Below are 12,390 nucleotides of genomic sequence, written 5' to 3'. Positions count from 1 at the left end.
TTCTTGTTAATCGTCGTTAGCTGACATGAGCGTTATGCTTACCTGATCAGGACGGTAGACAGACAGCAGCCGGCCTTTGTTATCAGCGGCGAATAGAACGGAACGCTCCTTCTCCAGCACGAACGCATACCGAACGCCTGTCACAGGATCTTTTACCTCAATCTCGACATCCAAGCTGAACTCGGAAACGAAGGTGAATAATGCGCCGTCCTCGAAGCTCAGCTTGCGTCCGTATACGCCTGGAAAATGTCCGCCCTTGATCCAATGCAGCTCCTCGGAGCAGCCCGATGATTCGAGTGCATAACGATAGACGGCGGAGATTGGCTCGATACGGTCATTAAGCTCCAGAGGCAGCGGACACCAAAGGATTCGCCCTTTGCCGTGCGGCAGCTCCACGAGCTGCTCGGCATGGGTTTCCGCATCTGCAATCCTTGTTTCCTTCGATACCTGCGCAATTAGGCGGCTCACGTAAGAAACAGGCATCAAACGATTGCCGAAGCTGAGCAGCTCCTCGCGCCGCACGTTGGCAAGCTCCCTTGCGCCAAACAATTCCGAATGACGTTCGACCGGTCTCCAATAGGCATCCAGACCCGTTGGGCCCGTAAACAGGAGCGTTGCTCCTGTACGCTCAATGAAGCGGAGCAGCTGATCCATTGCCGCATCATCTACATTATGGGCGCTAGGTACAATAACCAGCTTTACCGGGCTTGCATCCAGCTCATCCAGATGGTATTCGCTGACGCCGCGGAATGGCTTATTCAGTTCATAAGCAAGAACGCGGGTAGCTTTGGTTGTCGCATCAAAGGCCAGCTTGCGGTTGGAGAAATCATTCGAATAAGGGAATACGACCGCCGTATCCTCCAGCTCCCGTCCGCTGAACAGGTCCCTGATCTCTGCCATGAAGCGTCCGAAATCATACGATACGTCTGCCTCCGGCTTCTCGGTTCCGTCCGCGCGCAGCGCGCCGATATGCGATTCATTCGCATTGTCCATATAGAAATTCGTATTCCATATCCACTGGACCGCGCCTGCTCCGCCCGTCGCGAAAGCATACGCGTATTTGCGCTCCAGCATGCTGCGAAGCTCTTCCTCCGAGCGCTTCGCGCGTCCTTCCGGCGTCTCGACGTACATAATCCCGGTTTCCTGCACGAGATTAGGCTTATTGGCCGTCTTGGCGAAGATACTGTCCCATACGAGCTGATCGTTCAGCCACCAGGAATGCACGGTCGTATAGTCGACAGCCTCGCCGTAGAAAAACGGGGAAGGCCTCTGCGCGCCGAGGGCTTCATCCTGCCCAACCGTAACCATATGGTCCGGGCATTCCTCTTTTATCGTTTCATACAGCTGCTTGGCCCAGCGGTTATGCATATCCATGGAAAACAGCACATAATCCAGCCAGCGCGTTCCCTTCTTGCCCTGGTGCATATCCTGAACGTCGAAGTTGATTTCCTCCGGCTCGGGCGGCAAAGCGGATTCAAAGCTTGGCAGTTGCTCCGGCGTCATATTCCATAGCTTTTGCAGCCGTTCCACCGAACCATGGCGCTCCTGCAGCCAAGCCGCATAGGCCGCCTTCTCAAAGGAATCGCGAGCGGACCTTGGGCCGTCGGAAAAAATCCGGGGCGGATCGAACATGGACGGCTCATTGATTAAATCCCAGTCCACATGCTTGGACTGCGTATGGCGCGAAATAATGGACCGGATAAAACGCTTCTGCGCCTCGACGCTCCGCGGATCGAGATAAGGATTTTCGCCTTCCCAGGTTTCCGGGGTGAACGAGAAAAACGTAAAGGTGACCTGCAGGTCATGACGTTTAGCGGTTAGCAGAAACGCGTCAATCGAGCGAAGCGCCTCCTCGGAAGCATGACCGTCCACCTGCATGATATTCCGGTAAGCCGTCCAAATGCCGGTTCTAATCCAATTGATGCCCGCTTTGCGCATTTGAGCCATATCGCGGTCCCATACGGAGGCATTCGGCAAAAACAAAAACTTGCGGGCAACGTCCGAGGTCATATACGTCATGCCGACAACCGGCATCGGCCGGCCGTCCTTCACGAAATAATCACGCCCGCAGGTTACCGGGCTGCCCTCCCCGAGCAGCTCGGAATCAAAGCCCCAGAAGCCTTGGCGCAGGATGCGTACTTCCCCCGTAGACGACTCGGCTCTGCATTGCACCTCGTAATAACCGCGCTCCACCGTCAGGGCGATAGGTATGCGGCAAATCAGCTGCTTAAAGGTTGCTTCTTCTTGCAGACTGCTTGTCCAGCGCTGTTCCGGCTTGCTGCTATGCTCGGCCGTTATAGTAAAGCTCCAACTGACCGCAGGCGCGGGCTTAGCGGCAGAGCGGCTAAGCTGCTGCATCTGCAGCGTCAGCATTGCCCGCTCGCCCGGCTCAAAGGAAGCATAGTTCGGCTTCAGCCAGAGCTCGGTTACGCCTGCCGCGCAGAATGATGCCCAGCGGCTAAGCTCGCCGGCGCCGCCCGCTTGCCAGAACGCTTCCGTTAACGGCTGGTTGATGAACAGCCAGCGCGCTCCCGCAAACCTGCCCTTCGTGTTTTCCCACAGCACGACAGGTGCAGCAACCTCTCTTCCTTCGGAGGAAATCCCCTTCAGAAGCGGATACAGCTGCGCGTCCATCGGGCCTGCCGAGCCCATTTGATGAGGCAGGTCGCTGCTTTTCGTCACATGGGGCACCATATTCCAGGTGCCGGCAACCTCAAACATCGATTCCTTGCCTTGCAGCAGCGGAATGTCCGCGAAAGCAGACAACGTCTTGATCGGTGCCTCGCTTACGGGCAGGATTTCATGGATATGAAGCTCGCGGTGGTAGGCGGTTTGCTCTCCTTCCGCCTCCCACGCTCCTGCTTCATTCCTTAGAACCGGGCGCTTAAACGGTGCTCCGCCAATACTGACCAAGCCACCGCCGCGCTTTAGAAAAGCAAGGATTTCGCCCCACGCTTCTTTTGGAAAATAGGGCGCATGCAGATTGACGAAGCTGCCGCCCTCCGCTGCTTGAAGCGCCTTTCCTAATCCGGCCGCGCGTACGACGCTGCCTAATTGAAGCAGCTGTCCTTCCGTGTCGGTATTTAGGTGAGCAGCCAGAGGAAAAGAAGGATCATAAAAAATGATGGTGTTCATGCTCATAGCAGGTCTTCCTTCATCGCCTTGTAAACCAGCTGCGCGAAGAGGCTGTTTGACCATGCGAACCATTTGCGCGTGAATACGGATGGATCATCCGCATGGAAGCCCTCATGCATATAACCGGTATCCCCGTCGGTCGCCTCCAGCATCGCAATCAAAGCCAGCTTCTCTTCGCTGCTGACAGCGGTAATGCCCTGCATCGACAAAGCCATATGCCAAATGTAGCCTGGCGGCGTATGCGGGCTGCCGATTCCCTTGGCTGCCGTTCCTTCGTAATAGAACGGATTATGCTTGCTAAGCGCAAATTTTCTCGTGTTCCGATAAATCGGATCATCAGCAGTCGTATAACCGAGATAAGGAATCGACATCAAGCCCGGCGTACCTGCATCATCCATGAGGCAATAATTGCCGAAGCCGTCCGTCTCATAAGCATATATCGGCCCGAATTCCGGATGCTGGTAAATGCCGTACAGCTGAATACCATGGTCGACGTCGTCTTCAAGCTTCTTCAGCTCCTTAACGAAGTCCATGTCGCGGAACACCCATTCCGCGATTTCTCTCATTTGGCGCAGCGCAACCACGGCGAACATATTGTCCGGCACGTTGTAATGGAAATCGCAAGCGTCATCGCTCGAACGGAAGCCTGACCAGATCATGCCTGTGTAGTTAACGGGCATACCCAGGCCGCTATTGCGCAGCGAATCCGTCGGAATGCCGTTATCCCGGACAAAACGGTACGGGGACAGCTCAAAGTGGCGCTGCTCCGTCTTCCATAGCTCTACGATGCGGCGCATCGCCGCCTTGAAGCCGGAATCGAAAATATCCGTCAGCTCGGTTTCTTTCCAGTAAGCATGCGCAAGGCGGATAGAGAAGCAAATCGAGTCCAGCTCGAACTTGCGCTCCCAAACCCATGGCGACATTTCCGTCTCATCGGTCGTGTTCCAGTGCCAGTCATTGGCCGTTTCATTAAAGGCATTCGCGTAAGGATCGATTAGAATGGACGACATATGCCGTTTGATCAATCCGCCGATGATACGCTGCAGATCCTTGTCATCCTTAGTAAATGGGACGTAATGAATGACCTGCTCAACGGAATCGCGCAGCCACATCGCGGGAATATCGCCTGTAATGACGAAGGTTGTGCCGTCGTCCATCAGCTTGGTCGTCGTTTCAAGCGTATTCGGAAAACAGTTTTTGAATAATTGCAGCAGCTTCGGGCGATGCGCAAGCTTCTGCTCGGCTTCCTTCAGCACCTCTTGAACCGCCTGCGGCAGCGTCAGCTCCGGCATCGGGATTTTCGGTAATCGGAATTGTTCCATGTTCGGTATGCTCCTTTAGAAAAGAATCTTCGTTATTCCTTAACGGCGCCAACCGTTAAGCCTTGAATGAAATACCGTTGGAAGAACGGATAGGCGAATACGATCGGGCCGGTTGCGAGTACCACCATTGCCATACGGGACGTATCCTGCGGCATCGATTGCAGTACGCCCATGCTGAGCGACGCATTTTGAGAATTTTGCATAATAAACTGCATACTATTTTCAATCCGCATCAGCATCGACTGAAGCGGCACTAAATTCGGCGTATTAATGTAAAGCAGCGCATTGAACCAATCGTTCCAATAGCCGAGCGTGCTGAACAAACCAATTGTTGCGAGACCGGGCAGCGACAAAGGCAGCACCAGCTTGAAGAAAATCCCAAACTCGCCCGCGCCGTCGATCTTGCCCGATTCGATAATCGCATCCGGCACCATGGTCGAGAAAAACGTGCGAAGAATCATAATATAAAAGGCGTTGACCGCCAGAGGCAGAATGAGTGCCCATATCGAATCTTTAAGTCCTAGCAGTTGCGTAACGATAATGTAAGTCGGGACGAGCCCGCCGTTGAATAACATCGTGAAAAAGGCGAAAAAGGCGAAAAAATTACGGTATTTAAAGCTGTGGCGCGATATCGCGTAAGCAAAAAGCGCGGTAAACACGACACCGATCGCCGTTCCGATAACAGTTACCGCAATCGTTATCCCATAGGAGCGAAGGAGCTGGTCCCCAGCTTTGAATAAATAGGTATAAGCATCGAAGCTCCATTTTTCCGGAAACAGCTGATATCCGTTTTTGGCTAAGGTTGCTTCATCTGTAAACGAAATAACGGTGACGAACAAAAAAGGAAATACGCATAATAAAGCAAAAATACCGGCTACCGAATGGAAAGCGAGATTCCAAACGGGTGTCAATCTATGAAAATCGCGGCCTTTCGTCGTTTGAGCGGACACAACGGTTTTCCTCCCTTCGCGATGCCTGCCATGGGGCCGTTTGGCCGTCATGACTAGAACAAAGCATTGTCTTTATTGAATTTACGTACGATACCATTCGATGTAATGACAAGAACGAAGCCGATAAGCGACTGATACAATCCTGCTGCCGTGCTCATACCGATTTCGCCGGTCGATTTCAGACCGCGGTACACATAGGTGTCGATAACGTTCGTTACGCTGTATAAGGTTCCGGAATCCCGCGGTACCTGGTAGAACAGCCCGAAATCCGCATAAAAGATTTTACCGATCGCAAGCAGCGTCAATATCGTAATAAGCGGCGTCAGCATCGGAATCGTGATGTTGCGGATTTGCTGCCATTTGTTAGCGCCATCGATCATTGCCGCTTCATAAAGCGATTTGTCGATCCCCATGATCGCTGCCAAATAGATTACGCTGTTGTAGCCAACCGATTTCCAGAGAAACACGACCACGATAATAATCGGCCAATAAGTCGGATCCGAATACCAATTCACCGGATCGATCCCAAACCAGCCCGCGATTTGGTTCACGACGCCCCGATCCATGCTAAGGAAGCTGAATACGAAGTAGCCGACGATAACCCAAGATAGGAAATAAGGAAGAAACATGCCGGTCTGATAAACCTTTGCCAGCTTCTTATTCGTAATTTCTGCCAGCATGATCGCCATCGCAACCGCGATGACCAGCCCCAGCACGATAAAAAAGATGTTGTAGAGCACGGTATTCCGGGTGATGATATATGCGTCATTCGTGCTGAACAAAAATTTAAAGTTTTGCAGGCCGACCCATTTGCTCTCGATAATGCTGGCCAAAAATCCATCCCTGCTGTAGCGGTATTCCTTAAACGCGATTACCATGCCGGCCATCGGCAGGTAGGAGAAGAAGATGAACCAGAGTGTCGCTGGCAGTACCATAATCAGCATCGCTTTGTTTTTGTTAATATCTTTGAAAAATCGCCCAAAGGCTCCCACGTGATCACCTCTCTGCTGTCAATTTAATGAGAGAAGGTATGAATCGAATGCCAAGCATCCGCCTCATACCTTCCTGCTTGTTTACTTGTTCGCGGCTCTCCACTCATCAAGCTGGCGCTGTGCTTCAGCCATAATTTTATCAAGACCGGCTGCTTTGAATTTCTCGTTCGCGCGGGCAAGGTAAGTTTCCGGATCAACCGTACCTGTCATAAGCGCTGCCCAGTACTCTTCTTTCACGTTGTTTACGGAAGCGATTTCCGTCGTTACCTTCGACGTATCGAAGTTGAAGCCAAGAAGCGGCGCTTCTGTTCCTGCATCGTTAAACTTCTTGAACTCTTCCCACTTGTTGGTCGGGTCTGTCGTGTTCAAATACGTAAGCATAACGTTACCTAGCGAGAAGGTAGGCATATCATAGTTTTTCGACTCATCCAGGTTTTCCATTACATTGTCGCTTGCTTTCTTGTAGTGAACGCCTTCGATTCCCGAATCAACCATGTTGCGAAGCACTGGATCTGTGTTCAACAGGTTCAAGAATTCCATTGCTTTCTCCGGATATTTCGAGTTAGCGGAGATCGCCTGCATGGAGCCCATTACGGACCAGTTATAAATAAGCGCGTCGCTTGCCGGCGTGGATACGACAGGATAGCCGTAGCTTGCCGACCAAAGATTATCTGCGAACGGCTGGGATGTCGCACGGTCAGCGAACCATTTCCCTGTCGTTTGAACGTCAGTCATGGAATCCATCGTAGCGGCTTCCGTCGGAATGTAGCCTGCTTTGTAGTATTTGTGCATCGTATTCAAAATTTGTTTCATTTCCGGCGTATCCAGCACATTGACGACTTTGTAATCCGTCGTATCAAGGGATACCGCCATTGGAAGCTTCTCTATGATGTAGTCGTAAGGCACGTAAGGCATTTGGTTTTTATCTACGGCAAACGGATAAACATCCGGCTCGTTTTCTTTAATCGTTTTCAGAAGCGGCTCCAAGCTTTCAAGCGTGTACACCTTCGAGATATCCAGCTTGTATTTATCGACAAACTGCTTATTGAAGCGCCATACCTCTTGCGCTGGCAGCTCTTTGTTAGCCGGGATGCCATAGTTATGGCCGTCGATCTTAGAACCTTCCAGGAATGCCGGATCAAGCGTATCAATAATGCCTTGTCCATGCTCTTTCAGCAAGTCATCGACTTGCATGAATGCGCCCTTCCTAGCGTTCTGTACGTAGTCGAATGCCCATGAAGCCGTAAACATAATGTCTACCGCTTCGCCGGAAGCGGTCATGACCTGCAGCTTTTGCGAGTAATCGCCCCAGTCGATCATGTTCATTTTTACGGTTACGCCGATTTTTTCGGCTGTATATTTACTTACTTCCGCCATGACTTTGTCCACGTCTTTTTGCGGCGTACCGATCGTGTACCAGATCAGTTCAACCGGTTTCTCGGCAGTACCTTCCGGGCTTTCATTTTTGCTGCCTCCGCAGGCGCTTAGCACGATTGACATAACCAGCAGCAGCGAAAGCGCTAGCGTAAAGCTGTTTTTCTTTCTACTCATTGTTTAAATCCTCCCCGTTTTGTGTTTCCAAGCAGAATCCGATCGCGTAAGCATACGCTTTCTTTATTGCTTGCCCCTCGATGACAGCGTTTTTAGGGCTAACTTAAAAATAACGGATGTAACGATTTTCAAATAGAGAACAAATTAAAGGTATGCTGTACAAATTAAAGAAAAAAGGACAGCTCCGTGTTGCATTAGAGCAGTCCTTTGTAATCAGTCGGCGAAATACCAACGTATTTCTTGAATTGCTTATAGAAATATCCCGTCTCCCAATAGCCGACCTGCATCGCGATTTCCTGCACCTTTAGCTGCGTTTCCTTTAACATTTCTTTCGCTTTATTGATGCGGTATTTGTTGATGTACTCGGTAAACGTCTCATTCGTTTCCTTCTGGAACAATTGGCCGAGATAAACAGGATGAATATTATATTGCTGGCTAAGCGATTTGAGAGAAAGCGCCTGCGCGTAATTTTCATGCACATAATTCAGCAGCTGCTGGATAATCGGACTTTTCACGTCGCGCATCAGCGAGTCAACGGTCAAGGTCGCCGCCTCTTTGACGACCGCTGCTAAGCCTTCGATCGTTTCCGCCTGCATGATTTGCGCAAAGCCGGCTTTATAAAGCTCCGGCTGATCCGCCTGCTTAATTTCTTTGAGCTCCATCTTGAACCTGATCATGAGCTCGATCGCCATGCTTTGAATATAAGCAGGCGTCGCTCCCTCAAGCATTTGGCAGCGCTCAAATTCAGCATCGATCGCCGTATGAAGCTGCTCCAGATCCTTTGCCTTAATCAGCTTGGAATAAGCGGACCAATCCAGCGGCTGGGCAGCCGCGTATTCCATCCCGTTTTTCTCGGAAAGCATGCCGTAGTCGAGTATAGCCGGTTCATCCAGCAGCAAAAAATATTCCTGCGCCTTCTTGGCGTGGGCATAGCTGCGCGGCGCTCCTTCCCCGTTCTCCTGCACGCTTCCGATCGTAATGCGCAACGGGCTGGGCTCAAGCCGTTTTTGCATATTTTCAAGCACGCTCATGGCTTTATCTTTCCCTTTAACCGGATCCTCTATCATAAATACGATAACGAGATCGCCGTCAATATCGACAAAGGGCAGCATCGAAGAATCCTGCACGGCCAGCCTTTGAGCCGCTTCGTAGGATGGCTCGAACTGGCTTTCCGTCCGGAGCACCGCAGTAACGAGATACGGCGCATCAAGCCGAATGTCCAGCATATCCATACGCTCGGTCAGCTCATTCGGCGCAATGCGTCCGGTTAACCAGCGGTATAATATATTATCCCTAAGAATCCGGATATCATAATCGCTAAATAACCGGTCCGGCCTGATCGTGTTCAGCTTGTCGATAGTATTGGCCAGTGTCTCCTGTAGTTCGTCAATGTTAATTGGCTTCAACAAATAATTTTCAACGCCAAGCTTGAGACCGGATTTAATATAATCAAAATCGTTAAAGCCGCTTAAAATAATAACCTTGAGATCCGGCCGGAATTCCCTTGCTTCGCGAATCAGGGTTAAACCGTCCATAATCGGCATGGAGATGTCTGTCAGCAATATATCCGGCGCTGATTCCTTAAGCGCTTCAAGCGCATCCTGCCCATTTTCCGCTGAGCCGACGATTTCAAGTCCAAACGCCGACCAATCGATAATATCGTACAAGCCCTCGATAATGAACGGCTCGTCATCTACCAAAAACACTCTATACATGCTGTACTTCCTCCGTAACTGGAAACTCAAGCGTAACAATGGTCCCGACGCCTGGCGTGCTCGTTATTTCGATTCCATAGTCCATACCGTAGAGCAGCTTTAAGCGCTCATGCACGCTGCGCAGGCCGAAGGATTCCCCGGCCTCCTCCGGGGAGTCCATCGCAAGGCGAATCGATTCCAGCCGTTCCGGCTCAATGCCGCTGCCATTATCCTCCACCTGAATCTGAACCCGATCCTCAGTCTGCCAAACATTGATCCGGATCCGGTTATCCGATCTGCGGGGTTCCAGGCCGTGCACGACGTAATTTTCAATAATCGGCTGCAGCGCCATCCGCATAATCCTCCGGCCTGCCAAGCTTTCATCGCATATAATTTCATAAGACAGCTTGTCCTTGTACCGGATGCGGAACAGCTCTAAGTAAAGACGCGAGGTCTCAAGCTCATCCTTCAACGTATTTTCCCCTTTGGGCTGCACGAAGCTTTTGAACAGGACGGACAGGCTGTAAATCATCTCGCCTACGTCCTTTGCCCCCTGCGAAACGGCCCGCATGCGGATTACTTCCAGCGTATTGTAGAGAAAGTGAGGATTCACCCTGGCTTGCAGCGCTGCCAGCTCCGTATGCTTCTGCTTGATTTCCGCTTTGTAGACACGGTCAATGTGGCGGGTCAGCTCGTCCAGCATATCGTTAAAGCTTCTGGAAATTTGTCCGAGCTCATCCTCCTTCTCGTCTTGGATGCGCGCCGACAAATCGCCGCTCTCGACCTTCCGCATGAACCGGATGATTTTATTGGTGCGTTTCGCAAAATTTATGACAACCAAAATCGGAACCAGCAGCACCGTCACGATACAGATCGCGCTGATTAAAATGACCGTGCGCTTCAGCCCCTGATAGGCTTCGGCAACCTCGGCTTTCGGGGCAATGCCAATCACCATATAGCCTGCTTGGCTTTGCGTTAACGTCGTTACGTAGGACTCCTGCTCAAGCATCGCGGTATCGTAGAGGGAATCTATTTTGTCCGCGTAGGGGTAACGGGCGCCGTAATAACGGTCAGAAGAGTCGAACAGCACTTCGCCTGCCGGCCCTAACACAAGAATATAGCCTTTTAATTGGTTCTTATAGCTCTCCAGCGTTTTTTGGATACGCTCCGCATTAAAATAAACGAGCAGCTGCCCTAAATTTTTAAACGTATTCTTGTCCGTTATCGGCACGCGCATGGCATAAAGCTTAGGCTCATGCTGATCAATCGCGCTGCGAACCCATGCGTTCGGCACCGATACCGCCGTATTCTCGAGCGCCATCGCATCAGGAATATAAGAGCGGGAGGCGTTGGTTGATATTAATTTCGATACATGGCCCTGCTTATACGCAAATAGAAACTGCTTTTCCGAGCTGTACAGCATTAAATTCGCGATATCGGCATCGCTGTCCAGCTTGTTATCAAAATATTCCAAGCCCTTCGGCATATCGATATCCGCCTCATTGGCATATTGATCCAACTGATATTTCATATAGTCCTCAAAGGGATGCTGCAGGAAATAAGCGAGATGAAGCGATAACGATTCATTCCGATACACATCCAGCATGATCGACTGCACCGATTCATATTTGCGGGTCATGTAGCTGTTCACGCTGTCCATCGCTTTTTTCTGGTTTTCGAGCTCATTGCGGACAATGGATTCCGACATCACATTGAACATAAAATACGAAAACGTGACGATCGTTACCGTGGTAATGAGCGCGAACAGCAAAATCATTTTCATGAAAAGGTTATTTTTTACATAGTTGTCGTACAAGCTTTTAGCTTTCAAAATAAGCTCCTTTCCCGTGTCTGCCTGATGCCCTCGAAAAAAAACACGATATGCGTTACAACGTTTAATATACTTTACTATGATTTACTGACACAAGTAAGCCTTTCTCAGAGCCCTTTCGATTCGGGCATTAGGCGGGGCATGACGCCGCGGTTGAATGATGCTGCTGCAGGGGCGTATAATGGAAAGGTGAGGAAAATCGCAGGATGGGAGATGAGAGTATGCCGCTTGGCAAAATGCTGCGCAATATTTCTGTCGGTCTTATCGTCGGTATTCTTGCAATTGGATTACTTCCGTTTCTGGTCATATTCAACATGGCTGAAATGCTCAATCTGGTTGAACTCGAAGCCTCGCCTTTATTTATGATTCTTGGACGTTTCATCGGACGTACGCCGCTTAAAGCCAAAAGGAACAAAGCGCAGCAGCAGGATCTCGATCAATAACACGCTGCATCAGCCAGTTTAACCTTTAAACGGAGGCCGGAGCAGCAGACATCATGCTTAAGATGTCTGCCGCCCTGGCCTTTCTTTCTCGCTTATCCAAGCTTTATATAGTAAAATAGGGCGATGCAACACTATACGATTATGAGGTGCTGGAATGTCCATTAGCTTTACTACTTCGATCATCAGCCGGTTGAAAAGAGAAATCGCCGACCTTCAAAAACAAAGCGTTAACGATAAGAGCAAAAAAGAAAAAGCGGCCGCAAAAATAAAGCAGCTGCAAAAGAGCAGCAAGCTAAGCTCTTCCCCCAGCGATCTGAGCAGCAAAATGACGCAGATCACGAAGCTAACCGACGAAGTCGCGAGAATCGATGTTTCGCAGGCGGCTTTGGCTAAACAGCTTGCGGCTAAGAATGCCGAGCTGCGGCAGCAGCTGGCCAAGGAACAGCAAAAGGAAACTAAAGAATAGCAGAAA

General features: G+C 50.5%; 9 protein-coding genes. 2 read left to right on the top strand and 7 right to left on the bottom strand.

Annotated elements, in window-relative coordinates; genetic code table 11:
* Positions 1–6: 6 nt before the first annotated feature.
* The 7 genes from ACN6MW_RS19580 to ACN6MW_RS19550 all read right to left on the bottom strand — a co-directional run bounded on the left by ACN6MW_RS19580 (position 7) and on the right by ACN6MW_RS19550 (position 11,475).
* Positions 7–3,141, bottom strand: a complete 3,135-nt coding sequence (locus ACN6MW_RS19580; RefSeq protein WP_419871704.1) for a beta-galactosidase — start codon at positions 3,139–3,141, stop codon at positions 7–9.
* Positions 3,138–4,457, bottom strand: coding sequence for a glycoside hydrolase family 125 protein (locus ACN6MW_RS19575; RefSeq protein ID WP_419871703.1), 1,320 nt, complete (start codon positions 4,455–4,457; stop codon positions 3,138–3,140). Before ACN6MW_RS19575 ends, ACN6MW_RS19580 begins: the two co-directional genes overlap by 4 nt.
* 32 nt (positions 4,458–4,489) lie before the next feature.
* Positions 4,490–5,407, bottom strand: a complete 918-nt coding sequence (locus ACN6MW_RS19570) for a carbohydrate ABC transporter permease (protein WP_364153881.1) — start codon at positions 5,405–5,407, stop codon at positions 4,490–4,492.
* A 53-nt stretch (positions 5,408–5,460) separates the two neighbouring features.
* On the bottom strand, positions 5,461–6,399 hold the full coding sequence (locus ACN6MW_RS19565; protein ID WP_364153884.1) for an ABC transporter permease: 939 nt from the start codon (positions 6,397–6,399) through the stop codon (positions 5,461–5,463).
* Positions 6,400–6,480: 81 nt separating this feature from the next.
* On the bottom strand, positions 6,481–7,950 hold the full coding sequence (locus ACN6MW_RS19560) for an ABC transporter substrate-binding protein (protein WP_419871702.1): 1,470 nt from the start codon (positions 7,948–7,950) through the stop codon (positions 6,481–6,483).
* A gap of 194 nt (positions 7,951–8,144) precedes the next feature.
* A complete protein-coding gene (locus tag ACN6MW_RS19555) occupies positions 8,145–9,665 on the bottom strand; it encodes a response regulator (protein ID WP_419871701.1) in 1,521 nt (506 codons plus the stop codon).
* Positions 9,658–11,475, bottom strand: a complete 1,818-nt coding sequence (locus ACN6MW_RS19550; RefSeq protein ID WP_419871700.1) for a cache domain-containing sensor histidine kinase — start codon at positions 11,473–11,475, stop codon at positions 9,658–9,660. The genes ACN6MW_RS19555 and ACN6MW_RS19550 overlap by 8 nt, the downstream gene beginning before the upstream one ends.
* Positions 11,476–11,681: 206 nt before the next feature.
* Between ACN6MW_RS19550 and ACN6MW_RS19545 the strand changes: the two genes are divergently transcribed.
* Entirely contained in the window at positions 11,682–11,918 is a 237-nt protein-coding gene (locus ACN6MW_RS19545; RefSeq protein WP_419871699.1) for a hypothetical protein, read from the top strand.
* 154 nt (positions 11,919–12,072) lie between these two features.
* A complete protein-coding gene (locus ACN6MW_RS19540; protein ID WP_419871698.1) occupies positions 12,073–12,384 on the top strand; it encodes a hypothetical protein in 312 nt (103 codons plus the stop codon).
* Positions 12,385–12,390 lie beyond the last annotated feature (6 nt).

Origin of the sequence: Pristimantibacillus sp. PTI5 (assembly GCF_048572955.1) — a bacterium.
Lineage (GTDB): Bacteria > Bacillota > Bacilli > Paenibacillales > Paenibacillaceae > Pristimantibacillus.
The sequence above is the reverse complement of the archived record's forward strand: the minus strand, read 5'-3'. Positions and strand labels throughout refer to the sequence as shown.